The following is a 24,629-nucleotide window of genomic DNA, read 5'->3' as shown; positions in this document are numbered from 1 at the left end:
CTCCTGAGGTCCTAGCGACTTCCTCGGCCCGGCCCGCCTGGAAAAGTGCCGGAGCCGCAGACGAGTGGTGGGGCGGCCACTCGTCTGCAGGTCAAGCACTTTTCCGGTGGATCCGGCACGCCCGGTGCAGGGCCGCGACGATCCGCGCCTTCAACTCCGGCTCACGGAACAGATCTGCCCACTCGATGCGGACAAACTGCCAGCCGTCCTCCATCAGGGCCTTCTCCCGGCGGCGTTCCTGGAATAGCACTTCATCGGTGGGCGCATACGCGAAATACTTGGTCCGTCCGTCGAACTCGAGGGCAAGCAGGAGTTCCCGCCAGGCGAAGTCGAGCCGGTGCTCGCCGTACCTGCTTCGGACGGGCACTTGTTCCTCGGGCATCGGTAGCCTCATCCGGTGGAGGAAGTGCCTGGTCAGCGTTTCGCCTGGAGACTCGGCCAACCCGCTGGCGTGAACGGTAACCTTTCGAGCGTTGGCAACGCCTTTGTGGCCAGAGAGCTGATGGGTAAGGTTTTGCATCAGCGGTTGGTTTCCGCCGGCCCGTAGGGCGTGATCGGCGACAATGAGCGCCTTGCGGTAGGGGAGAACTCGGGCACAATCCACGACTGTGCGTTCCAGGGACGTGATCCGCAGGCCTCCCCGGGAGGTTATATCCTGCGGTGCCAGCCGTGAGCAATGGGCGCGGACGTCAGGGCCATGTCCGTGCGGCGTGGTCGGGAATCCCTGGGTGAGGTGGATGAGGTCATCCACCTTCCACAGGTGCAGGCCATGCACGCGGGCCGCCGACGTGTGGCTGTAAACCATCCCGCCTCGAGAGACCCGCAGAAGTGCATGATGGTGGGCATGGATGCGTTGCAGCGCCCGCGTCTCAGGCGACTGCTGCTGCCACAGCTGGCCGGAAAGGTAGCAGCCGCGTCGCAGACGGACCAGGTCACCCGATGCCACGAGCTGGGCGACCTGCCGATCACCGACGTGTCGCTCAGCGAGTTCCTCGGTGGTCCAGGGAATGTCAGAGGCCTTCAGCCAGGAGGGGCACTGGATATTCATGCAGCCAGCATGCGCCGATCCGGGTGGCCACGGTCAGGCCGAGTCCGTTATGTGGGCAACCCGAGCCAAACGGGTGGCTGTGGAGGAGGTGTGACCCGTCCGAGTGCAACTGCATCCGCCAGAAAGTGGCGCACCCGCAGGATCGTTGTTGCCCCACCACTTGGCTGCGGGTCCACCACTTTTCCGGGACGCCGGGACGCCGGGACGCCGGGACGCTGGGACGCTGGGACGCTGGGACGCTGGGACGCTGGGACGCCCGGACGGGAGCGACGCGGAGCAGGGAAGCCGGAGCGGGGAAGCCGGAGCGGGAAGGGGCCGGGCTAGGTGTAGTAGCGGCCCAGCACCTCCTCCTTAAAGTCGAAGAACGTGCCGTCGCTGATCGCGTCGCGGGCGTCGTCGACCAGTTTCACGATGAAGCGTTCATTGTGGATTGAGATGAGGGTGGCCGAAACCATTTCCTTCGCCTTGTACAGGTGGTGGATGTAGGCGCGGGTGTAGTTGGTGCAGGTGTAGCAGTCGCACCCGTCGACCAGGGGAGTGAAGTCCTTCCTGAACCGTGCGTTTGAAAGGTTCCATCGCCCGTCGGGGGTATAGAACGCTGAATTGCGGGCCACCCGGGTAGGGGAGACGCAGTCGAAGGTGTCAGCGCCGTTCTCAATGCCGGTGAACAGGTCGTCTGGCTCGGAGATGCCCAGGAGGTGTCGCGGCTTGTTCTCCGGCAGTTCGTCGGCACACCAGCCCAGGATGGCCCCCAGGTTCTCCTTCTCCAGGGCCCCACCGATGCCGAAGCCGTCGAAATCCATGCCGCCAAGGTCGCGGGACGCCTTGCGCCGCAGATCCTCATACTGGGCCCCCTGGATGACGCCGAAGAGAGCCTGATACGGCTTCCCTACCCGCTCGTCGGTGAGCCGATCATGCTCGGCAATACAGCGTTCGGCCCACAGCCGGGTGCGCTCCAGCGACTCTTCCTGGTACCCGCGCGAGTTCATCAAGGTGGTGAGCTCATCGAAGGCGAACATGATGTCGGCGCCGAGCTGGTGCTGGACCTGCATCGAAATCTCGGGGGTGAATCTGTGCCGGTCGCCGTTGAGGTGCGATTTGAACCACACGCCGTCGTCGTCAATGTGGGCGAGCCGCTCCTTGCCGGCCGCAACCCGCTGATCGGAGCCTCCAGCCTCGGCGTCGGCGACGTTCATGGTGATGACCTTCTTGAACCCGGAGCCCAGGCTCATCACCTGGAACCCTCCCGAGTCGGTGAACGTTGGCCCGTTCCAGTTCATGAAACGGCCCAGCCCACCTGCTGCGTCGAGTATCTCGGGGCCCGGCTGCAGATACAGGTGGTAGGCGTTCGCCAGCAGTGCCTGGGCCCCCAAATCGCTCATGGACTCGGGGAGCACCGCCTTGACCGAGGCTTTGGTCCCGACGGCGATGAAGGCAGGGGTTCGGATCTCACCGTGTGGGGTACTGATGGTGCCCGTGCGCCCATGCAGTGGCTCGCCCGTCGGAGTGCTCAGGCGTTGATCTACGGTGAAGGAGAAGGAGGACTGCTGTGTATCAGTTGGCACCAGCCCATTTTGCCAGCAATTACCGGGAGCGTTTGCCTGCGGGCCCGAGGATGGAAGTGACCAGGGGGGCGGCGTCCGGGTAGTGATCGCGGCGGATAGTTTCCCAACCGTCCCAGATACTGTGGAGGCTTCTGGCCCCCAACGCGTACGTCGAGGCGATCAGCACCGACGACGGCACGTCACGGACCCCTTCAGCCAGCGGCTGCTCGGCAAGGATCAGCAGCCCGTCGCCGTGCTCGGCATATTGAGCCACTGTCAGTCCCAGCTGGCGTTCGGTGCGGAACCACACCCTGCCCGTCAGCTCCTGGCCGTCAGGCAGGGTGAGCGAATAGGAATCGCCGGGCTCGCCCACCCCTGCTGCGCCCAGCCGGTCCGCGATGGATAGCCCATCCGCTGGGGTGCCGGAAAAGAACGCTGTGTGACGGTTTGCGTTGGGATGCCGCTCCAGCGCGAAACGCAACTGTTGAAGGAAGGAAATCCATCCCTCTGTGATGTCAGCTGACCAATGGGCCAACTCGGACTCCGGGTCAGGGTGTCCACGTTCCATGGTGACGACGGTCCCGTCCGGGCCGGGCTGCAGCCCAAACGTGTCGCCGTCCCCGAGCGTCAGTGAAAGATGGTCCTGCCCCTCGGCGACACTGACAGAGAAGAAGATCTGGCGGATCTCCTGGGCGAGGCCGTCGTAGTCCCACCCGTGCCACTGGGCAACCTTCGCCGGTTCGCGGAGCATCACCCAGACCTGGCGGGCGTCGGCGAAAATGTGAACGCTTAGCGGATTCAGAACGCCAGCTGAAGCCGTGTCGATAGCGCCGGATGAGTGATTCATGGCGACACTCTACTCCCGTCGCAGCAAGTGCTCCAGAGTCCTACACGGCACGAATCGCAAGCAGCTCGTTGTGGATCCGGCGGTTCAATTCCTCAGTGGCCAGGGTCTCGGAACCACCGTGGGATCGCAGGTAGAGCAGCGCCGTGAGCCGGACCACTCGCCAGTCCTTCTCCGCAGCAGCGTCTGCGGCAGCGGCGGCGCGGCTGATCTCAGGGTCGTAGAGATTCGGGTCGTTGAGCTGGCGTTGCCGGACCGCCGCGGCCAGTTTGGCTTTCAACGGGTCGGTTTCGCCATCATCGGCAGTGCGTAGCGATACCGAATAGGCAGCTGCGCGGGTGATGTCACCGCCGTCGTAGGCCAGATAGGATGCGAGCGCCAGCACTCCCTCGATCCATTTCCAACGGCCAAAATTGCCGTCGTAGGGCAGTTGGGTGAGTAGGTCGCAGACCCGGAGTGCGTTTGCTGTGTCGGCGAAATCGACCAGCAGGCTCAGCGCCAGGTCGTGGACGTCCTGCAGATGGGCGCCGGATTTGACGTTCACCCCCCTGCCGAGACGTTCAGCGATGGCTTGCAGCTGGACGCTTTCCGGGTGGACTGAGACAGCGTGGGCGATCACTGCCTCAGGAGTTCCGTCCTGGGCGGGAATGGACCCGGACGCCTCGCGACCGTCAACTGCAACCTGGACCTGCGAACCGGTGGCGATCCGAAGGGTTGCACCGGAATCGAGCGTGGCAACGACGACGGCGGGGGTGCCGAAATCATCGGTCTCGATATCGGTTTCCACCACCTTGGTGGGCTCCGTCCCGGCCGGACCGATGATGTGGTGACCGGCGGCGACAGCCTCAGCGCTGACCCTTCGCACGCGCGGCGGTGAATGGTCCCCGGTCACTGGCTAACGTCCCCAGCCTGCGTAGGCCAGCGCCTGGCGGAGCAGCCCTCCGCGCCCGCCGGAGAACTCTGACTGAACGCCTGGGCTCAGGGCATCGTCGGGGGTCATCCAGGATAGTTCCAGCGCGTCCTGCCGGGGCTCGCATTCGCCGGTGACGGGAATCAGGTAGGCGAGGGCGACGGCGTGCTGCCGGTCATCAGTCATTCCGGTCTCGGAGGGCGAGGGGAAATACTCGGCAATGGTGAATGGCACTGGGCAGGGCGGCAGCTGTGGAAGGGCAAACGGGCCCAGGTCCTTTTCCAGGTGGCGGACCAGTGCGGCCCGGATGGTTTCCCGGTACATCACCCGCCCAGAGACGAACGTCCTGACCATCTCGCCCTGCTCGTTGGCCTGCAGTAGCAGCCCGACCTCGGTGACGTACCCCAGCGAGTCACATCGCACCGGGATGGCCTCAACGTAAACCATAGGGAGGCGACGGCGGGCTTCGGAGAGGTCATCTTCCGAAAGCCACCCGGGATTGGGGTCTGGGGTGCGAACGTTCATACTTTGTTTTATAGCAGACAAGGCTGCGACTGCGGGCGGCGCGCTGCGCTTCGGCCATTGGCTGAATCTCGAGTTTTCCACCTGACTGTGCCTCAGGTGTTGAATGCCACGGTCACGGTCCAGGTTCCTCGCGGCGCACCGCGATGATGAGGTACCGGCCAGTAGGCAGTGGCACACGCAGGAAACGGTCGGCGCCAATGTCCACCAGTTCTGCCGGGAAGCCAGCGTTCTGGACACGAGAGAGGAGCTCACTCAACGCGCCGGCGTACTCAAAGCCCAGCTCGAAGCGCTGCTGCTCCGCGGGGCGGACTGACACCAGACCGCCGTTCTTGGCAGCGAAATCCAGCGGACCTGATGTCTCGCCCGTGCGGGGCCGCGCCCCGATGTCCCTCAGCGCGCGAGCCGCCGATGTCGTGGCCGGCGTGTGCCAGACGCACACAACGGTCAGGTGCGGGTGGACGCCGGTACTGAGCTCCCGCTCTCCTCGATCGACGGTGAATGTTAGTCCCGGCATGGTGACGCGGGCTGTCGGCTCGCCGTCGGGCCCGCTGACTACCTCAGCAGCTGTACCGCTCTCCCGCGTGCGGCGGGCAAACTCGTCCAGAACGCCTGCTTCGAAACCGAGAATGACGAGCCCGTGGGTGCCAGCTCCAGCTTTGTGGACAGCGATCCGACCTCCGCTGGCGTCAAAAAGCCGCTGATCAGCAGTTGCTTCCCCGGAAATCAGACCCAGAGCCTGCAACAGGGCGGCCGCTTGAGCTGGGTCTGCAGTGAATAGGGTGAGGCGGACCCGCAGCATTGGGTGTCTCCAGATTCGTGGGTCGGGGAGCTCAGGGGAGCATAGGGGATTACAGTAGCTTCATGAAGGCTGAACTGCCCGAACTGGTGGTGTTCCATGCCACTGAGTGGAGGGAATGGCTCGAGTCCAACCACCCCACCTCCCCAGGCGTCTGGCTGATCCTGCACAAAAAGGGCGGGTCAGTGACCGACCTGACGTACGCGGCGGCGTTGGATGAGGCACTCTGCGTGGGTTGGATCGACGGCCAGGCACGACGGCGAGACGACGAAAGCACTTTCCAGCGATTCACGCCACGGGGTCCGCGCAGCATCTGGTCCTTGCGCAACATCGGTTACATTGAACGGCTTGCTTCGGAAGGCCGGATGACGCGGGCTGGCGAGGACGCCGTCGCCTCCGCGAAAGCCGACGGCAGGTGGGAGCGGGCCTACGCTGGACCGGCGACGACTGAAGTTCCCGCCGACCTGGCCGCGGCAATTTCAGCTGAGCCAGAGGCGCAGGCGATGTTCGATGTACTGACGTCGCAGAACAGATATGCGCTGATCTTCCGCCTGGGCCAGCTCAAGACCGACGCGGCCAGGGAACGCAATATGGCAAAATTCGTTGCAATGCTGGCCCGGCACGAGACTCTCTACCCCCAGCGGAAGCGCCCCTGATCGACCGCTAGGCCTATTAGGTCACACTTTTGTGACTAATTCGGATTTATTCCGTGTAAGGTTATCCTTACCAACTTTCGGAACTTACTCGGAGATATCACACATGACTAGTAGATTTGCCGCCCTAGCAGCCGGTGCCACGATCCTCGCTCTCATGGGCTGCGGGACCACAACTGAGCCAGCAGCGGAGCAGGACGGTTCTGCGCCGGCCGCGGAACTGGAGGCGGATAACGCGTTCACCCTCTACTCCGGCCGAGACGAAGCGTTGGTCCAGCCGCTCATCGACATGTTCGAGGAAAGCAGTGGGATTAAGGTAGACGTGCGGTACGGCAATACGGCCGAGCTTGGTGCGCTGTTACTCGAAGAAGGCGAGCAGACTCCCGCCCAGGTCTTCCTTTCCCAGGACGCAGGAGCGCTCGGTGCGCTCAGCAGCGCTGGCCTGTTCACCACTCTCCCCGAAGACCTCGCCGCCACGGTTCCTGATGGGTTCACCTCCACCGATGACAGCTGGGTAGGTGTCACCGGGCGTGCCCGCGTCCTCGTGTACGACGGCGAAGAGCTGACTGCCGATGAGGTCCCCGTATCGGTGGATGAGCTCACCGAACCGCAGTGGTCCTCACGGGTGGGATTTGCTCCATCGAACGCCAGCTTCCAGGCCTTCATTACCGCCTACCGGGTGCTGAAGGGCGAAGAAGCAGCCGATGAATGGGTGGCAGCATTCGCCGCCAATGACCCCCAGATCTTCGAGAACAACGGTGCTGTCCTGACCGCTGTGAACGACGGCGTCGTCGAGACCGGGCTGATCAACCACTACTACTGGTTCAGACAGGCCGCAGAGGCTGGCGAGGACAACATGCGTGCCCAGCTCTCCTACCCCGAAGCTGGCGACCCAGGCTCCATTGTCAATGTGACGGGGGCAGGGATTCTCTCCAATGCGGCGCAGGATGCCGACGCCCTGAAATTTGTCGAGTTCCTGGTCTCGGCCGACGCCCAGCAGTACTTCGTTGAGGAAACGTTCGAATACCCCCTCGCCGAGGGCATCGAAGCTCCCGAGGGCCTGCCCGCTCTCGACTCTCTGGTCAACCCGGATCTTGATCTCTCCGACCTGGAGTCCCTTGAGGCGACCCAGGAACTGCTCACCAAGTATGGCCTGATCTAGAAGGAGCCGGTGACACCCGAATGACCCTCGCCCGAACTGAACGTGCCAGCGATGCGCTGCCGCGTTCAGTTCGCGCGCCAGCGGTCCCTGGGGGCAGGCCCCCTGTCTGGCTGGTGGCGGTGTCAGTGGTGTGCGCCTCGGCGGCGGCCATCCCGTTGGTCTATCTTCTCGTGCGGACGTTCGACGCCGGGTTTGCCGAACTGGTTGACACCCTCCTGCGCGCGAGGGTGCTGCAGCTCGCCGTGAACTCAGTGCTGCTGGCGGCAGCAGTCACTGGCACTTGTCTGGTACTGGGAACTGCATCCGCCTGGGTTTTGACCCGGGTCCGCATCCCGGCCCCGCGGGCCATGTTGCTGATTTCCGCGCTGCCGCTTGCGGTCCCGTCCTACCTCGCCGCGTACGGCTGGCTGGTTTGGCTGCCGGCCCTCGATGGATTCCTTGCGAGTTGGTTGATCATGACGGCGGTCTGCACCCCGTATGTCACCTTGCCGGTTGCCGCAGCTCTGCGTGGCGCGTCAGGAGACCTTGAGGCTGTGGCCCGCACCCTGGACCGCGGGCCGTGGGGGGCCTTCCGCGCGGCAACGTGGCCTCGGGTCAGGCCTGCCGCCGCAGCTGGAGCCCTCCTCGTGGCCCTCTACACGCTGTCCGACTTCGGGCTGGTGTCCATGTTGCGGTATCAAACACTTACCTGGGGCATCAATTCGGCCTACGGCGCGAGTTTCGACCGTAACCAGGCCGCGCTGCTGGCGCTGATGCTCGTGGTCCTGGCGCTCACAGTGGTGGCCGGGGAGAAGCGCTTTCGCGGTCAGACCGGTCCGGGAGCCAGCCGCGGCAGAATACCCTTGATCTCGCCCGGACGGTGGCTTGGTCCCACGCTGGCCCTGGTGCTCAGCGCCCCGCTGATCAGCGTTGTCGTTCCCGTGGGTGGGCTCACCAGCCGCCTCCTCGACGCGGAGACGCTGCGTGAGATCGACGGCGTCCGACTTGCCGAGGCGATTGGAGCGACACTGGGCCTCGCCGTTGCTGGCGCGCTCGCCGCCGTGGTGCTGGCCCTGCCAATAGCAGTGTTGGCAGCACGCTACCGGGGACGGCTGGTCGCAGCGATAGAGGCCGTCGGGTTCCTGGGGCATGCGCTACCAGGCATCGTGGTAGGCCTGGCGCTGGTGTTTTTCGCGCTGGCTGTTGTCCCGGCCCTGTACCAGACCGTAGTGGTGCTGATCTTCGGATATGCAGTCCTGTTCATGCCCAAGGCGATCGGCACCATGCGCAGCGGTATCGCGGCGGTACCCGGGAACCTGGTTGACGTCTCACGAATGCTGGGCCTGTCCCCCCTGCAATCATGGTGGCGGGTCACTGCCCGCCTTGCCCTCCCCGGCATCGGCGTCAGCGCGCTACTGGTCGCCATCTCAGTCATGAAAGAATTACCTGCGACGCTGCTGCTGCGCCCCACCGGCACGGCCACCCTCGCGACTGAGCTGTGGTCAAGAACCACAGTGTTCGAGTTCGGGGCTGCCGCACCCTACGCGGCGACTCTGGTGTTGCTCGCCGCCGTCCCGGCGGTGGTGCTCTCCGGTTTCCGAGGCGTCGCGAAGGAGGAATTGTGAGCTGGGTGGTCATTGACGAGCTGAGGGTTGCCTATGGGGGTACGACGGTGCTCGAGGGCGTCCACCTGGAGATTCCCCGGGGGTCCCTGACCGCTGTGCTGGGTCCGAGCGGGTGCGGCAAGACCACTTTGCTGCGCGCCATCGCCGGGTTACTCCCGGCGGCCGGCGGCACCATCAGCGTGGGGGAGAAGCTCCTCTCCTCGCCCACCGTCCAGATCGCTCCCGAGAAACGGGGTGTCGGGTGGGTGCCCCAGGACGCGTCGCTGTTTCCTCACCTGTCGGTCGGGGAGAACATCGGGTTCGGATTGAAACGGAACGCTGACCGGCCGGCACGGATTTCCGACCTCGCGGAAATGGTGGGCCTCGAAGAGTTGATTGACCGCGCACCCTCCCAGCTCTCCGGCGGGCAGGCCCAGCGGGTGGCACTGGCCCGCTCGCTTGCGCCACGGCCGGACCTGATCCTCCTCGACGAGCCGTTCGCCGCGCTTGATCCTCAGTTGCGCTCAACCCTGCGGCGGGAAGTCGCTGAACTCCTGCGTGGGCAGAGCAACACCAGCCTCCTGGTCACCCACGATCAGGAGGAGGCGCTGTCCCTCGCCGACTACGTTGCGGTGATGCGGAACGGCGCTATCCTCCAGTGGGGAACACCCCGCGAAGTGTATGAGCGGCCGGTCAGTCGGTGGGTGGCGGCATTTGTTGGAGACACGGTGGAACTGAACGGCTACTTTTCCGGCGGGCAGGTGCAATGCGCACTTGGGCTGGTGGAGGCCGAGATGGCCGATGGTAGCGAACCGCAGGACGGCTCACCGGTCTGCGTGATGCTTCGCCCGGAGTGGCTGAGTGTGCGGGCTGGCGGAACCGACGGGACAGTTACCTCGGTGGCCTACGCTGGCCATGACGCCCTCGTCGGTGTGGAACTGCCGTCCGGAACAACGGTGCGTGCCCGAGTCGCCGCACCCGATCTGCCCAGCAGGGGGGACCAGGTTTCGCTGGGTATCAGACACCGGGCGCTCGCCTACTCCGACGGTTCAGCGTCGTCGCCGATTGCGCCGGTGTCCACGCGGTAGGCGGCTTCCAGGATCATCCACGCCTGCAGCTGCGTGGACAGTTCGGCCCCGTCGGTGAGTGCGTCGTCGCCGGTTCCGGCGGCGAACGCCAGCTGGCCGGTCCGGTGAGAACGACGACGGCCGCCCCGCCCAGCGGGTGGCGCCTCGATTCGCCCGGCCCACAGTGCCTCGGCGGTGGTGGTCACCAGGGTCGCGGCTGTGCGCTGAACGGTGGCCGGGAGCGCAGGCGTGAGCGCTGCGAGGGCCAGGTACCGGGCAAGAATTCCGGTGAACAGGCCGCCGTCGCCGGACCCATGGGTTGTCAGCACCCCGTCACGTGCCAGGTGCTCGTCGACGGCGGTGATCAGGCTGGCAGCATCAACGAGGTGCCGTGGTCCACCCATTTCCAGCAGGGCGCCGAGGATCGGACCCTGGTTATAGGTGTACACGTCTGGTACTAGCGTCTCTCGCCCCTTATCGAGCCGAATACCGTCTTGAAGCAGCCCGGTGTGCGAATTCCGCAGTCGCTGACGCAGCCAGTCCAGCAGCTGCTGTGCCTGGGCTGGGTCGCCCCGCCGGGCGAAGAGCAGGGCCGCAGGTGCTGTGGCGGGGGTGTTCTTGAAGTCCCGGCCCATATTCCAGTACAGCCCGCCACCGGCCTCCGGCGTATGCGCGGAGCGGAGGGCCCGTTCCAGTGGCGGAATCGCGCGGCTGCCACCCAGTCCCAGCAGGGTCAGCCGATCGGTTGCCAGGGCCAGCCATGCCATGTCGTCGTAGTAGGAGTTGGTCCAGCGCAGTCCGTTGCGCAGATGGATCCCGCGCAGTAAGCGCCGGGCGGTCATGGCCAGCCGCCTGGATTCACGCTCATCCGATTCCCGCAGCGCAGCGTCAATCAGCGCGTCAAGATAATGGGCTTGCCACCAGTAGTGCCAGGGCGAGCCGATGCGCTCGCGGGGGTTATGCACAGCGCCAAGGTGGGTCCCCGGGAGCCCGAACAGTCGATGGCCGAATCGGGACTGGACCGAGTCCGCGGCGGCCCCCGCCCTCGAAGCTGCCCGACGGATCGGGTGTTCCTGGCGCGAAGTGAGCATAAATCCACCCTAGCCGGAGAACCCGTGGCTGGGATTGAGCAATCTGCCAACTGAACAGTCGCCCGGATGCAGTATGGGCTGCGTCACAGTAGTGTTTGGTTGGCATCAGGTCCCGCCTGAGCTCACATTGTCGACAGATCGCCCAACCCCGGCCAGCTGAAGGAGACACCATGGATATCACCAACACTGTTGCCCTGATCACCGGGGGCGCCTCGGGTTTGGGACAGGCTACCGCCACGAAACTCCACGGCGAGGGTGCGACAGTAGTCCTCGTTGATCTGCCGCAGTCGGCGGGCGCCGAGTTCGCAGCTGCGCTCGGTGATCGCGCCGTGTTCGCTCCAGCTGACGTCACCGACCCTGCTCAGATGCAGGCCGCCGTCGATGTCGCGGCTGCGCTGGGCCCGCTGCGCATCGTGGTCAACTGTGCGGGGGTCGCCACCCCCGGCAAGGTGCTTGGCCGGGATGGCGTGCTCCCGCTGGAACAGTTTGCCAGGGTCATCAATATCAATCTGATCGGCACCTTCAACGTGATTCGGCTCTCCGCCGCGGCCATGGCGGCAACCGATCCGGTCAGCCCCGCCGACGGCTCAGCCGAGCGGGGGGTCATTGTCAACACCGCCTCCGTCGCGGCGTTTGATGGTCAGATTGGGCAGCCGGCCTACTCCGCTTCCAAGGGTGCGGTCGCAGCCATGACCCTGCCGATTGCGCGCGAACTGGCCCGCTCGCTGATCAGGGTGGTGACTATAGCTCCCGGAATCTTCGAAACCCCCATGATGGCCGGACTACCCCAGGAGGCGCAGGATTCTCTGGGCGCCCAGGTCCCTCATCCCTCCCGGCTCGGCAAGCCCCACGAGTACGCCGCGCTGGTCTCCCACATTGTGCACAACCAGATGCTCAACGGCGAAACGATCCGCCTCGACGGTGCCATCCGGATGGCACCGAAATAGCTGCCAACAGCAGCATCAGAAAGGAACAGCTCAATGGAGAGCACCCTCCCCTCCGCCGATTTCATGGGCTTTGAATCCCTTCTCAGCCCCGTTGAGCGGGCCAAGCTCGACGACGTCCGCGATTTCCTCGACAAGGAGGTGGCGCCGTCGGCCGGGGAATGGTGGAACCGGGCCGAATTCCCTATCGAGGTGCTGCCCAAACTCGCCGCCCTGAACCTGAGCACTCCGGTCCAGCAGGGGTATAGCTACCTGTTTGGCGGCATGGTCATCGCTGAAATGACCCGCGCCGACACTTCACTTGCCACGTTCTTCATGGTCCACCACGATCTCTTTGTCGAAGCGCTGCATGAGTTCGGATCCGAAGACCAAAAGGCACGGCTGCTGCAGGACGCCATGGATCTACGGATCACTGGGGCGTTCGCGCTCACTGAGCCACTGCACGGTTCCGACGTGGCTGGCGGTCTGTCCACCACCGCAACGCGCGACGGCGACAGCTGGATCCTGAACGGCGCCAAACGCTGGATTGGCAACGGGACCTTCTGCGACTACATGCTGTTGTGGGCGAGAGACACCGCCGATGGGAGCATCAGGGGCTTCATCCTCGACGCGACCCTGCCGGGAGTAACCCGGACCAGGATCGAAAACAAGATCGCGTTGCGCACAGTTCAGAACGCGGACATTGTGCTCGACCATGTCCGCGTCCCCGAGTCGGACCGGTTCGCCGGTATCAATACCTTCGCCGATACGCGCCGGTTGCTGCGCGGGTCACGGATCCTCGTCGGGTGGCAGGCCGTTGGCCAGCAGCTGGCCGCGTTTGATGTCGCCCGCCAGTACGCAGTGGAACGCCACCAGTTTGGCCGCCCCATCGGGGGATTCCAGTTGGTGCAGGAGCAACTGGTGCGCATGCTCGGCAATACGACAGCGAGCCTGGGCATGATGGCAAGGATGGCTCAGCTGCAGGAAGGCGGCGGAGGGGACATGCCCCAGGCGGCACTCGCCAAGGCATACACCACTGCCCGAATGCGCGAAACCGTCGCGCTGGGCCGTGGCATGCTCGGCGGCAACGGGATCACCACCGATTTCCGGATGGCGAAGATCTTCGCCGATGCGGAAGCCGTCTACACCTACGAAGGCTCTTATGAGATCAACACCCTCATTGTCGGACGAGCCATCACCGGGCTGTCAGCGATCAACTGATCAGTTGAGGCGTTCTCTCTCTCCCGTAATGGAGCGGTATATTCTAGGTTACCGTCGAGATCGGAGCAGCGTGCTTTTACCTGCGGGTTCCAGATGTCGCCCGCTGGCTGAGAGGAGGCCCCAATCAAACGTTTCCGGATAGGGCATTACCTCAAAACGAGCTTGTGGGTCATACCGGTTCTCTTCATTCTCGGTGGCGTAGCGACCTCCCTCATCACTACGTCGATCGATGATGGAACGCTGATCCCGCAAAGCGTGAGCGGGGACGCCAACGCGGCCCTGCAGATTCTCTACCTGATTTCCTTCGCTATGTTGACCCTTACTGGCCTGGTGCTGTCGCTGGTGGTTGTAGTGGTCCAGCTTGCCATGGGAGTCTTTTCGCCGCGCATTGTTCGTCAAATTCTCCAGGACCGGCCGAGCCAGTCCGCTATCGGTTTGTTCGCTGGGACGTTCGCGCACTCCATGCTGTCTATGCGTTCAGTTCAGACCACCACCGACGGCGGGACTGTGCCGGGATTGGCGGTTGTTACGGCCATGGTCCTGGTCTTGAGCTGCATCGGCACCCTGGTGTGGTACCTGAACCACATCGGGCAATCTCTGCGCGTCGCTGCCCTGGTGGGATGGGTTGCCAACGACACCATGAAGACTTTGAACCACGTCTATCCCGACCCCGGTCCTGCCCCTGATCTCGGTTCGGAGCTGGTCGTTGCGCCCAAGTCCGGGGTGATGTTTGCCGTTGACCATCGGAGACTCGTCGTCCTCGCCGAGCGCGCTGGCTGCCGCTTGGAGCTGCTCTGGGCAGTCGGAGATTACATTCCGACCGGTTCAGCTCTATTCCGGATCGTGGGCAACCCGGGCGGGCTCTCAGAATCCGACGTCGTCAAGGCCGTAGCCATCGGCCCCGAACGCACCATGAACCAGGACGTAGCCTATGGCATCAGGATGTTGGTAGACATTGCTATTCGTTCCCTGTCATCGGGGCCATTCGAAGATCCCACCACAGCAGTCCAGGCTATCGACCGGATTCACGACATCCTCCGCCAAATCTGCCGCCGTCCACTGCATTCGGGGCACCACGACGACGACGCCGGCGTCCTCAGGTTGACGATGCCCACCATGCTCTGGGAAGGGTACGTGCGGCTCGGTTTCGACGAAGTTCGTTTGGCGGGGTCCGGATCGCCGCAGGTGACCAGACGGTTGAGGTTGGCACTTGATGACCTGATGGCGGTCGCCCCCGCCGAGAGGCTCCAGCCGCTGGAGTACCAGCTGGAGTCGCTCGATTCCAGCGCTCGCGACGTTGCATCCTCCACAGCGGACGCGAAAGCGGCGGTTGTCCCCGATGTATCGGGGATTGGCTCGGCCGATGACCTCGTTACTGCCCCGCACGAAGAACGCGGCTGAGGACAGGACGGCGATGGCAGACTGGTGGGATGCCCTCTTTCCGCGCACAACTCGACATCACTGGATTGCTTCCAGGGCATCCTCCTGAGGCCGTCATGGATGCCGCCGAAGCGGCGCTCAGCTCAGCGCACCTGGTGGAGGCAAAGCAGCTCGATGTGGTGGCGGGGGTCCCGCGGATCACCCTCCGGTTCCTGGTCGAGGAAACCGATGGCGAGACAGGTGCCCGGCACGCTATCAGCGCTGCGATGAATATGCGGCACGCGGTTGAGCGGGTGGCTACAGTCGGGTCTCTGCGGGTTCTCCGTCGTCGTGGAAATCGATGGGAGCGACTGTAGCCATCTGACGTGCCCGTAGCTCTCGGCGATAAGCATGGTCCACCCGATGCCGCCTCGATCCAGCAGAGATGATGAGGACAAACGCTCCCAGCCCGGCAGCGAACGCCACCGGGTTCGACTGCAGGTCACCGATGAGGCGCTCGGGCACCATGCAGGCCAATCCCCAGACGACCGCGACGGCGACGGCAATCCGCCCCCGATCGGTCATGCACACGGCCATCGCGGCCAGGGTGAGCAGCACCACCGCGATGAGAGCCCATCGTTGAGCGCCCCATCCCAGCCAGTCGACGTCGCGGACGGTCAGGACCGCTGCCGTGTGAACGGCGAAGGTGACCCCGGCCCAACCCAGAAACAATCCGAGCGGCGCATCCACGAGACGGCCTTCCGTTCTGGTCTGCGCTGGGTAGTGGTTGAGCCACCGGAGGGATCCCAGCAGCAGGACCACCAGCACCCCGATCATCGCCAGGCTCGCCGTCGGCATGGCCTGCTGGACGGCTAGAACCCACCCCAGTGTCACGAGCAGGGCGGCCACAACTATCCAGCCAAGCCCGCGATGCCGGGGGCTGCGCCGCTGGGACGGCAACCACTGGTGGGTCGTGTACGCAAGCAAACCGACGCCGATCACCGGCCACAGGTACGGCGCGGGGGCGGCGACGGAGAGCAAAGTGGCGCCGGGATCGAAGGTCCCGATTGGGGTCTCCCGGATATCTTGTCCGCCGAAGGCGCCGGCGGCGTTGACAGTACCCAGGGTCGCACCGATCACGACCACTGTCACCACAATCCGCCGGACCAGATCGGGGTCCCAGGAACGGACACCCCTGAGAATTGCTGAACCCGTCTCCCCGGCCCGACCTGTGGCCACCCTCGCTGCGCTTCCTGGCGCTGCAGCGGGGGTCACTGGCCGACTGGTCTCGGATGCTGAGGGCCGCACGGTAGCTGCAGTACTGTCGTCCGGCGTCGTTCCCTTGGACGCACCACCGTTGGGTCGACCGGCCCGAAGCCGCTCCAGCACGGGCGAGGGCGACTGATGGGCCCCACCGTCTGATGGCGGGTTGTGCCCTAGGGATTCCGATGCGACAGCCGGCGAACTAGTCGGTTCGTTCGGCAGCCGGGGGGTGGGCGGCGTCGGGGTGCTCATCGGTAGTTTTAGCCTTCCGGTGTTGCTTGAGCGCGAGGAATGCAGCAATTACAAGTCCCACCAGCGTACCCACACCCATTCCCAACAGGGCACTGACCCACAACGGGAACCCAGTGGTCACGTCGGTGATGTAGCCCAGCATGACGAGCCAGGAGCCCCAGAGGATGCCGCCGACGGCGGCGGACGCCAGGAAGGGGCGGAGCGGAAGGTTGGCGATGCCGGCCGCAGCGACACCTGCCGTTCGCCCTGCCGGAAGGAACCGCAGGGCGATGAGTCCCGCGTAGGTGGGCGACTTCCCTGCCTTAGTTACAGCAGTTCGGATACTTCGGTGGATAAAGCGCCCCCACCTGTACTTGTCCAACCATGACGTCAATCGGTTGCGGAACAGCAGGTACAAAATGATGTCGCCCAGCCAACTCCCCAGGCTCGCCGTCAGCAGCGCCACTGGCAGAAGCAGTGTCCCCTCGGAGGCCATGGTGCCGGACGCGATCACCAGGAATTCGGACGGCACCGCAGGAATGAACACGTCAATGACGACGACGAGGAAGGTCAGGGGATGGAACAGCGGCGACCATGCTCCGAAATCGGTAAGGTCCACCGCTCCAATCTACAGGGGCCCAACGGGGTGCGGTCTAGGGGTGGGGAACCTGCTAGGGAAAGTCCTGCAGCTGCAACTGACTGTCAAAACGGCGGGGGAGGTCGCTGAGCGGGTCGGTGAACGCGATGCTTTTCGCCAGCAACTGGAGCGGCTTGCTGTAGTCGTCCGGCGCCTGGGCATGCAGCACTGGGTAAAACGGGTCATTGATAATCCCCAGCCCCAGCCCTGCCATGTGCAGCCGCAACTGATGGGTCTTGCCGGTGTGGGGGATCAGCCGGTAGCGGCCGCGGCCCAGTCGTTCCTCCACCAGGCTCACCAGGGTTTCCGTGTTGGGTTCCCCCTCCATCTCCTGGGCGAGCAGATAGGTGCGGCTCTTGACGATTCGGCTGCGGACCACGCGGGGATGGTCCATCAGGTCCAGGCTGTGGTTCACCGGGGCGGCCGCCTCGTACTCCTTGGAGATCAGGCGGTTCTCGAACAGAAGCTGGTAGTTTCCCCGGGTGGCAGGGTTAGTGGAGAACAGAAGAATCCCAGCTGTCAACCGATCCAGACGATGCATGGGGATCAAGTCCGGCAGATCCAGCTGAACACGCAGCCGGACCAACGCAGACTCGGCCACATAGCGGCCGCCCGGAGTTGTGGGCAGGAAATGGGGTTTGTCCACCACTAGAAGATGATCGTCCTGGTGAAGGATGCTGACCTCGACGGGGAGACGTTCCTCGATCGGCAACTCCCGGTAATACCAGACAAAGGTATGAGCGGTGAGCGGGGTGCTCCGGGTGAGCTGGTCACCGTTCAGCGCCACCACCTCGCCCCTGTCGAAGCGGGCGGCGATGCCTTCAGGATCGACATGGTTCCAGCGGTCCAGAATGTAGTCGAGCGCTGTCCCCCAGGGGCCCTCGGAGGGCAGGCGCAGCCGGGTGGCGTTAACGCCGTTGCGGACGGGAAGGGGGGATTGCATCACCTATCAAGGGTACGCGTCCCAGTTGGCCGGCACACTGGAGGCTAGCCGCAGCCCACAATCCGGTACAGTGACGCATCGCCTTCCCGGTCCACCAGCTCAAAGCCTGCTTCTGGCGAGAGGTCGTCCAAGCCGGCGAACACCCGAGCCTCGCCGCCGTGGACCGAAGCGGTTCCGAAGTCGAGCACAAAGGCCGTATTGGTGCTCCGCACCGCGTCACAGACAGCCGGATTCCGCACCATGGTGTCCAGCTCACTGAAGATCAGCCTGGCCTCCGCCGTCGGCGGGTTGGTACCGTGCGGCAGCAACGCCTCCCTGCCAGCGAAGGCATAGGAGAGTGAGGTACCAGTCAGAGGATCGCCCGCTACCACCTCATCCGGTGGCACGTGATCCGGGAGGCGCTCCAGCAACTGAAGCTCGTCTGAGGTCAGGAGCCGCGAGTCAGCGGTGTAACGGTAGTGGAAAGCAGCCTCGCTGACCCCGCGCTGCACGGCAAACAATGGGGCCACCGCCAGAGAGATCACCACGAGTACCGCCCCTGCAGACGGCAGGAACCAGGCAGGCTCGGGGGTGCCACGCAGTGCACGGGCATTCTGCAACCCCTTGAGCAGCGAACCCGCCAGCGCAACGCCACCGATACTTGCCACGAGCATGACCGCTGGGGCCAGCATGGCGCTGATCCGGAAATAGTCGTTGTACCAGGGGCCCGCAACGACCCACCGCAGGGTTGGCACCTCCTGCCAGCTGCCAACCACAAACAGGGTGCCCGCCACAAGATACATTGCGATCACCCACCGGTGGCTGCGCAAGTACAGGACAACTGCGGCACCCACAGCGGTGAGCACAGTGAGTAAGAGAGCTACGGGGCGGCCAAGGGGGCCGTGGAAGACCACCCCTAGGATCGCGCCACCGGCGTCGCCCATTTGCGCCCAGTTGTCGGCGCTGCTCAGTGCAGGTCGGACGGTCATCCAGAGCACTGCCGAAAGTACCAGGAAGGCGCCGGCGCTGGACGCGGCAGCCAGCCGTCGCCGGCCGCTGGTAGCCCGGAACCGGGTGTACGCCACAGCGATCACGGCCGGTGCGGCCAGGGCGAGCAGCCCGAGCAGCGACGACGGGTGCGCGAGCAACAGCCCGGGCAGGAGTCCCGCCAACAGAAGGACGCTGCCGAAACGCCTCAGCGGCACATCAGTGCCCGCCCCGACCAGCTGAATCGCGAGCCCCAGGGCCGCTGGGAGGATCGCGATGGACAGCATGAACGGGTAGACCACCCCAAATTCCAGCAGCAGGTAGGGAAACGAGCTGGAGGCGGTGGAAAGGACGCCCGCGACCAGGAGGGGCAGCGTGCGCTCGCCGGTGAGTCGGCTGACAAGAAAAAGGCAGCCGACGCTCCAGATTCCGGTGATCAGCACCAGGTTGGTCACATTGATTGCTGCAGTGAGGGGAATGCCGGCTGTGGCGATGACGAGCGAGACGACAGCGTGCCAGCCGGCCGGATAGAACGTACCCTCACGGGTTCCGAGATACCCGAGAGTCAGTGAGGATGAGTTGGAAGTCTCGATGATGTAGCGCAGGGCGTTGAGGTGAAAGATGTTGTCGTGGGACTGCGCGATGTTCTCGGGAACGCCGAACATCCAGAACATTACCGCCGCCACTGGGACGGCGGCGACAGCCCAGGCGAGAAGAACTGGCCGCCAGCGGGCCAGGGGCTCGTCCTTGATCGGTTTGCCATGGATCAGGTGTCCGAATCGACGCCGCAGCGCCCACAACGCACCCGCCACTACCACCGTGACGGCCAGGACAGGCAACAGCGACCATCCGACGCCGGCGAACGCGGCTACCTCGGCCGATATCACCACCGCGCTCACGCTGAACGGTCCAGCCAAAGCCAGCAGGGTCAGGCGTCGCAACCCCAGGGTTGCGCCCCAGGCCAGACCAGGACCGAACACCACCGCGATAGCTACCACAAAGGCGGGGACGGTCTCCGTCCAACTCATAGGCCCCCTCGGGTAGTGGTTCTCATTCGGCTGGCGCCGGACTGGCAGGCTGACAATACGGACAGTAGTACAGGTCCCGCAATTCGAGTTCGTTGTCCCCGAGCTGCTCCAGCGTCACCCGGGTCCCACAGCGCAGGCAACCGCGATGCTCCCTGCCATAGACCCAGAGCGTGTCACCCCTCAGATTTCCTGTGGTGGTGCGGGTGGACCGTGCCTTGTTGGCTTCCAGGAGTTTCTTGGCCAGGGCCACCATTCGCGGCAAGTCCCTGACGCCGGCAACCGGGGTCAGGGGATGCACTCCGGCGAGGAAACACAACTCACACCGATACACGTTTCCGATCCCCGCAAGGTTCCGCTGATCCAGCAAGGCGAGCCCAATTGGCCGGTCCGGCTGAGAGAGTAGGCGCCGCAGCGCTTCCTCGGGATCCCAACCGGGTCCCAGAAGGTCAGGGCCCAGGTAACCCACCGCCTCCTCCTCGGCGGACCGGGGAAGGATCTTCAGGAAACCAAGTTCAAAACCCACAGCCGTCGCGTCAGAAGTTGCCAGGATGCATCGTGCCTTGAACGCGGGTCGCCGCCATTTGGCCCCTGTGGCGTAAATGTGCCAGATCCCCTCCATCAGCAGGTGGGAGTGAACGATCCACCCGTCGTCGCCGCCCACCCGGATCAGCAGATGCTTTCCCCGCGCAACGACGTCCTGCACCGTCTCGCCGGTGAGGTCTACAGTAGCGAAGCGGGGCACCCTGATATCGCAGCGTGTCAGGGTCCGGCCAGCCAGGGCGGCATTGAGTTCGCGGGCGGCCCGCCAGACGGTATCCCCCTCAGGCACGAATCCTCAGCCCCCGTGGAGTGGAGTAGAACCCTGCGGCGGTCAGGGCCCGGCCCACCTCCGAGTCCAGTACCGGTTCTCCGTTAACCTTTTCGATCGCCATCTTTTCGGCTGCACCCCTGCGGATTACAGCTACCAGCGCAACGGCTGCTGCATTCAGAGCCGCCGCATCATCAGTGAAGGCGAGCACTGTTTTGCCACCGCGTTCCACATAGAGGGCCAGATGGCCGTCCTGCAGGATCACCATGGCGCCAGCCTTCCGGCCGGGTCTGTGCCCACCGTCGGAGGCAGGCCAGGCCAGGGCGGCGCCGTAGGGGTTGGCCGGGTCGGTAGCGGCTAGGGCAATTGAAAACCGGACGACGCCGGAATCCTCACCCGGGCGGCGCTCCTGCTGAGCGTCGGCGCCGAACGAGCGCAGGCGGTCCACAGTGGCTGGCACCGCGAACTGGGCGGCGCCCAGGTGCTCAATGAAGTACCCTCGCCGGCACCTGCCCATTTCTTCGAGCCGGGCCAGGACCTTGTATTGCAGACCGAAACCGCCGGGGGTGCCTTCGCTGGCCACCGATCCGCGGGTGACTACTCCGTACCGGTCCAGAAGCAGTTCGGCTGTGGCATGGGCGTGGACGGTGGTTTCCGCTTCGACCTGCGGCAGCACGGCCCATCGACCGGCGGCCATCGGAGGGGTGCTGCGCTGGTAGCCGCGTACGCCGTCGTCGGTACCCGAGATCCGCAGGGAAGACCCAGTTAACGAGGCCCCGGGGGTGCGTCCGAGCCTACCGACGCGTGACGACCGGGCCCGCGGTGGTGCAGCGCGCTGCTTGTGGGCGGTCTTGCCGCCTGAGAGCAGGCTGCGCACCGGTGTGAAGGTGTCGTTGCCGATCCGTCCAGCCCACACCAGTTCCCACAGGGCGTTGACCACCTCGGAGTCGTTTCGCGGCGCCTCGGAGTCCAGCGACTCGGCCAACTGCCTGAAGAAGTAGGCTCCGCCCCGGTCCAGCAGTTCCAGCAGATTCAACTGCAGGGCGGACGGGTCGAATACCGGGTCCGGCCGGAGGGTCAATGGTGCGTTTTCCGCCAGGTGCAGAGCGATCCACCCGTCGTTACCCGGCAGCGAACCCGCTCCGGACCACACCACCTCACCGGTAGCTGTAAGTTCATCGAGCATCGCCGGAGTGTAGTTGGCCACCCGGGACCCGAGGATGAGCGGTTCCCACGCCGACGCCGGAATGGGTACCCCCGACAGCTGATCGACCACCGTTGCCACGCCGTCAAGTCCTCGCAGAGTGGAGCCCACATGCTGCCAGGACGGAAGGAACCTGCCGTAGGCGGCAGGTTCTACCGGTTCTACCTCCTGCCGGAGTGCGGCCAGGGACCGGCGGCGCAGCCTGCGCAGCACCTCGACGTCGCACCACTCGCTGGGCGCCGCGGTATGGCGTTGAGCCTCGACTGAGTCTTCAGGAAGGGAAGCAACAGGGCGGAACTCGCCCTCCACCACCCGGCCGTCGGCGGCGAGCCGTTGCAGGGAGGTCAGCACCACCGCTACCCCAAGCCCCAGCCGCTCGGCCGTTTCGACGGCGGTGAACGGGCCGTGCGTGCGCGCGTAGCGTCCCACCAGGTCTCCGAGGGGATCCGCTACGGGCTCGATGAAGGCCAGCGGGATGCCCATCGGGAGCGGAACGCCCAGTGCGTCGCGCAGCCGGGCGGCGTCTTCGACGGCTGACCAGCGTTCTTCTCCTGCCACGAAGACCAGCAACGCCCGGTTCGCCTGGACCAGTTGGGTGAGAAGCGGAACCACCTCGTCGACGGCTGGGATGTCGCTTGGCTCCTCAGGCATCTGGAAGCGGTCGGCCACTTCCTGCGTGGTGAGCGGACCCAGCAGTCGCAGCAAGTCCGCCACACCCTCGACGCCGCGGACGGTCCGGTCCGGTGCCAGCCGCTGCAGTTCGCGTTCGGTCGAGGCGATTACCTGAGGGTCCAGCAGCTCACGAAGCTCGGCGCGGCCGAGCAGTTCGTTGAGCAGGGTGGGGTCCAACGAGAGGGCGGCTGCTCGCCGTTCGGCGAGGGGGGAATCTCCTTCGTAGAGGAACGACGCCACATAGCCGAACAGCATGGAGCGGGCGAACGGTGACGGCTGAGGCGTCGTCGTCTCGACGATCCGCAGCTCCCGGCGCTCAATGCTGGCTGCGATCTCCTTCAGGGCGGGCAGGTCATAGACGTCCTGCAGGCACTCGCGGACTGTCTCAAGAACGATCGGGAAGGTCGGGTATTTACGGGCGACGTCGAGCAACTGCGCCGAGCGTTGCCGTTGCTGCCACAGTGGAGAGCGCTTCCCGGGGTTCTGGCGGGGCAGGAGCAGGGCACGTGCAGCGCATTCACGGAATCTTGAGGCGAAAAGCGCTGAACCTCCCACCTCGGTCGTGACAATGCCATCAAGCTCCTCGGCATCGAAGAGAAACAACTCAGCCCCGGGGGGTTCATCGTCCATCAGGGGAACCCGCAGGACGATTCCGTCGTCGGACGCCATCGCCGACCCATCCATGCCATACCGCTGCTCGAGGCGCGCGCCAACAGCTAGCGCCCACGGTGCATGCACCGGCATGCCAAACGGGCTGTGCAGGATCACGCGCCAGTCGCCGAGCTCGTCATGGAAGCGTTCAACCACCAGGGTGCGATCGTTGGGGACTATCTCGGTGGCAGCCCGCTGCTCGGAGAGGTAGGTCAGCAGGTTCCCCGCCGCCCAGTCATCCAGGCCAATCGCCTGGCATCGCGCCTGAGCATCCTCGGGGGTAGCCGCAGAGGTTTCGCGGACAAATGCGCCGACAGCGCGGCCCAGTTCGACGGGCCGGCCCAGGGAGTCGCCCTTCCAGAACGGCAGCCGCCCGGGTTGGCCGAACGCGGGGGAGACGAGCACCCGGTCGTGGGTGATGTCCTCGATCCGCCAGCTGGTGGCGCCCAGGGCAAATACATCGCCAACCCGGGATTCGTAGACCATCTCCTCGTCGAGCTCCCCGACGCGCCGTCCACCCTGTTTGCCTCCGGTGCCGGGTTCAGCTGAGCCCACCAGGAAAACGCCGAAGAGCCCGCGATCGGGGATGGTGCCGCCGGAGGTGACGGCCAGGCGCTGGGCCCCGGGCCGCCCGGTGATGGTGCCTTCCACCCGGTCCCAGATGATCCGCGGCCTCAGCTCCGCGAACTCGTCGGAGGGGTAGCGCCCCGCCAACAGGTCAAGGGTCGCGTCGAACGCCGAACGCGGCAGGCTCGCAAAGGGTGCCGAGCGGCGGACGACGTAGAACCACTCCTCGACGTCGATGGTGCCCAGGGCCGCCGCCGCGACCGTCTGCTGCGCCAGAATGTCCAGTGGGTTGGCGGGAATGTACAGCGGCTCGATCTTCCCGGCGAGCATGCGCTCAACAGTGACGGCTGTGTTTACCAGATCGCCGCGGTGCTTGGGGAAGAGCACACCCTGGGACACCTCGCCCACCTGGTGCCCTGCCCGCCCCACGCGCTGCAAACCGCTGGCCACCGAGTAGGGAGACTCCACCTGAACCACCAGGTCAACAGCCCCCATATCAATTCCGAGCTCCAGCGACGAGGTGGCGACCACGCAGCGCAGGCGCCCGGACTTGAGATCATCCTCGATCAGGGCCCGCTGATCTTTCGATACTGACCCATGGTGGGCACGCGCCAGCAGTGGCTCCGCGCCGTCGCTCTGACCCGACTGGCCCATCAGCTGGGCGGGGGGGCCCTGAGGTGGGTCAATCTCAGGAGAGTTTCGCAGCGCGGCTGTCTCCAGCCGTTCGGAATGGATCTCGTTCAGGCGGGCGGTGAGGCGTTCAGCGAGGCGGCGCGAGTTGGCGAACACGATCGTTGAGCGGTTGGCCTGAATCAGGTCGACGATCTTCTCTTCGACGTGCGGCCAAATGCTGCCCTGCGGAACGGCTTCGGCACCGTAGGAGTCGTCGTCACCGTTCTGCTGCGCCGGCAGGATACGCACCTGGATCTCCTC

General features: G+C 65.0%; 21 protein-coding genes. 8 read left to right on the top strand and 13 right to left on the bottom strand.

Features of this window, described 5'->3' with window-relative positions:
• Nucleotides 1–91 precede the first annotated feature (91 nt).
• The 6 genes from Y703_RS0103470 to Y703_RS17650 all read right to left on the bottom strand — a co-directional run bounded on the left by Y703_RS0103470 (nucleotide 92) and on the right by Y703_RS17650 (nucleotide 5,670).
• Nucleotides 92–1,048: a type IV toxin-antitoxin system AbiEi family antitoxin domain-containing protein gene (locus tag Y703_RS0103470; protein WP_026551606.1), complete on the bottom strand. Its 957-nt coding sequence runs from the start codon at nucleotides 1,046–1,048 to the stop codon at nucleotides 92–94.
• Between the two features lie 320 nt (nucleotides 1,049–1,368).
• The gene (gene tgt / locus Y703_RS0103465) at nucleotides 1,369–2,613 is read right to left on the bottom strand and encodes a tRNA guanosine(34) transglycosylase Tgt (RefSeq protein WP_051427263.1); all 1,245 of its coding nucleotides are present in this window, start codon (nucleotides 2,611–2,613) and stop codon (nucleotides 1,369–1,371) included.
• A 19-nt stretch (nucleotides 2,614–2,632) separates the two neighbouring features.
• Complete coding sequence (locus Y703_RS0103460) at nucleotides 2,633–3,439, bottom strand: SRPBCC family protein (protein ID WP_051427262.1); 807 nt, start codon at nucleotides 3,437–3,439, stop codon at nucleotides 2,633–2,635.
• A gap of 40 nt (nucleotides 3,440–3,479) precedes the next feature.
• Nucleotides 3,480–4,301 carry a DUF6707 family protein gene (locus Y703_RS0103455; protein WP_035763724.1) on the bottom strand — a complete coding sequence of 274 codons (822 nt, stop codon included), beginning with the start codon at nucleotides 4,299–4,301 and terminating at the stop codon, nucleotides 3,480–3,482.
• A gap of 30 nt (nucleotides 4,302–4,331) precedes the next feature.
• A complete protein-coding gene (locus Y703_RS0103450) occupies nucleotides 4,332–4,871 on the bottom strand; it encodes an NUDIX hydrolase family protein (protein ID WP_026551602.1) in 540 nt (179 codons plus the stop codon).
• A 112-nt stretch (nucleotides 4,872–4,983) separates the two neighbouring features.
• Nucleotides 4,984–5,670, bottom strand: coding sequence for a hypothetical protein (locus Y703_RS17650; protein ID WP_051427261.1), 687 nt, complete (start codon nucleotides 5,668–5,670; stop codon nucleotides 4,984–4,986).
• A gap of 62 nt (nucleotides 5,671–5,732) precedes the next feature.
• Here Y703_RS17650 and Y703_RS0103440 point away from each other — a divergent pair, with 62 nt between their 5' ends.
• The 4 genes from Y703_RS0103440 to Y703_RS17640 all read left to right on the top strand — a co-directional run bounded on the left by Y703_RS0103440 (nucleotide 5,733) and on the right by Y703_RS17640 (nucleotide 10,153).
• Nucleotides 5,733–6,323: a YdeI/OmpD-associated family protein gene (locus tag Y703_RS0103440; RefSeq protein WP_026551601.1), complete on the top strand. Its 591-nt coding sequence runs from the start codon at nucleotides 5,733–5,735 to the stop codon at nucleotides 6,321–6,323.
• Between the two features lie 103 nt (nucleotides 6,324–6,426).
• Nucleotides 6,427–7,482, top strand: coding sequence for an iron ABC transporter substrate-binding protein (locus Y703_RS0103435; protein ID WP_026551600.1), 1,056 nt, complete (start codon nucleotides 6,427–6,429; stop codon nucleotides 7,480–7,482).
• 20 nt (nucleotides 7,483–7,502) lie between these two features.
• Nucleotides 7,503–9,086, top strand: coding sequence for an ABC transporter permease (locus Y703_RS17645; RefSeq protein ID WP_081743377.1), 1,584 nt, complete (start codon nucleotides 7,503–7,505; stop codon nucleotides 9,084–9,086).
• Nucleotides 9,083–10,153, top strand: a complete 1,071-nt coding sequence (locus Y703_RS17640; RefSeq protein ID WP_173400603.1) for an ABC transporter ATP-binding protein — start codon at nucleotides 9,083–9,085, stop codon at nucleotides 10,151–10,153. Before Y703_RS17645 ends, Y703_RS17640 begins: the two co-directional genes overlap by 4 nt.
• Here the strand turns inward: Y703_RS17640 and Y703_RS17635 are convergent.
• Nucleotides 10,102–11,223 (bottom strand): glycoside hydrolase family 76 protein, encoded by a 1,122-nt coding sequence (locus tag Y703_RS17635; RefSeq protein WP_051427260.1) that lies wholly within the window; start codon nucleotides 11,221–11,223, stop codon nucleotides 10,102–10,104. The genes Y703_RS17640 and Y703_RS17635 overlap by 52 nt on opposite strands.
• Before the next feature lie 170 nt (nucleotides 11,224–11,393).
• On the opposite strand from Y703_RS17635, the gene Y703_RS0103415 reads away from it, so the two are divergent.
• The 4 genes from Y703_RS0103415 (at nucleotide 11,394) to Y703_RS21340 (ending at nucleotide 15,103) form a co-directional block, all read left to right on the top strand.
• Entirely contained in the window at nucleotides 11,394–12,170 is a 777-nt protein-coding gene (locus Y703_RS0103415; RefSeq protein ID WP_026551599.1) for a 3-hydroxyacyl-CoA dehydrogenase, read from the top strand.
• Nucleotides 12,171–12,203: 33 nt separating this feature from the next.
• Nucleotides 12,204–13,367, top strand: coding sequence for an acyl-CoA dehydrogenase family protein (locus Y703_RS0103410; RefSeq protein WP_026551598.1), 1,164 nt, complete (start codon nucleotides 12,204–12,206; stop codon nucleotides 13,365–13,367).
• A 162-nt stretch (nucleotides 13,368–13,529) separates the two neighbouring features.
• A complete protein-coding gene (locus Y703_RS0103405; RefSeq protein WP_051427259.1) occupies nucleotides 13,530–14,768 on the top strand; it encodes a DUF2254 domain-containing protein in 1,239 nt (412 codons plus the stop codon).
• A gap of 29 nt (nucleotides 14,769–14,797) precedes the next feature.
• Nucleotides 14,798–15,103, top strand: coding sequence for a hypothetical protein (locus Y703_RS21340; protein WP_081743375.1), 306 nt, complete (start codon nucleotides 14,798–14,800; stop codon nucleotides 15,101–15,103).
• Here the strand turns inward: Y703_RS21340 and Y703_RS0103400 are convergent.
• The 6 genes from Y703_RS0103400 to Y703_RS17625 all read right to left on the bottom strand — a co-directional run bounded on the left by Y703_RS0103400 (nucleotide 15,045) and on the right by Y703_RS17625 (nucleotide 24,617).
• Nucleotides 15,045–15,965, bottom strand: a complete 921-nt coding sequence (locus Y703_RS0103400) for a hypothetical protein (protein ID WP_026551596.1) — start codon at nucleotides 15,963–15,965, stop codon at nucleotides 15,045–15,047. The two genes, Y703_RS21340 and Y703_RS0103400, sit on opposite strands and share 59 nt — an antisense overlap.
• A 226-nt stretch (nucleotides 15,966–16,191) precedes the next feature.
• Nucleotides 16,192–16,839, bottom strand: coding sequence for a DedA family protein (locus Y703_RS17630; protein WP_253907920.1), 648 nt, complete (start codon nucleotides 16,837–16,839; stop codon nucleotides 16,192–16,194).
• A gap of 52 nt (nucleotides 16,840–16,891) precedes the next feature.
• The gene (locus Y703_RS0103390; protein WP_026551595.1) at nucleotides 16,892–17,800 is read right to left on the bottom strand and encodes an RluA family pseudouridine synthase; all 909 of its coding nucleotides are present in this window, start codon (nucleotides 17,798–17,800) and stop codon (nucleotides 16,892–16,894) included.
• A 44-nt stretch (nucleotides 17,801–17,844) separates the two neighbouring features.
• Nucleotides 17,845–19,794, bottom strand: a complete 1,950-nt coding sequence (locus Y703_RS0103385) for a DUF6541 family protein (protein WP_026551594.1) — start codon at nucleotides 19,792–19,794, stop codon at nucleotides 17,845–17,847.
• A 22-nt stretch (nucleotides 19,795–19,816) separates the two neighbouring features.
• Nucleotides 19,817–20,623: a DNA-formamidopyrimidine glycosylase family protein gene (locus Y703_RS0103380; RefSeq protein ID WP_026551593.1), complete on the bottom strand. Its 807-nt coding sequence runs from the start codon at nucleotides 20,621–20,623 to the stop codon at nucleotides 19,817–19,819.
• Entirely contained in the window at nucleotides 20,616–24,617 is a 4,002-nt protein-coding gene (locus Y703_RS17625) for an Lhr family helicase (protein ID WP_253907919.1), read from the bottom strand. The genes Y703_RS0103380 and Y703_RS17625 overlap by 8 nt, the downstream gene beginning before the upstream one ends.
• Nucleotides 24,618–24,629 lie beyond the last annotated feature (12 nt).

Origin of the sequence: Arthrobacter sp. H20, assembly GCF_000520515.1 — a bacterium.
GTDB lineage: Bacteria > Actinomycetota > Actinomycetes > Actinomycetales > Micrococcaceae > Arthrobacter_D.
Note: the sequence above shows the minus strand (reverse complement) of the source record. Positions and strands in the feature narration are given on the sequence as shown.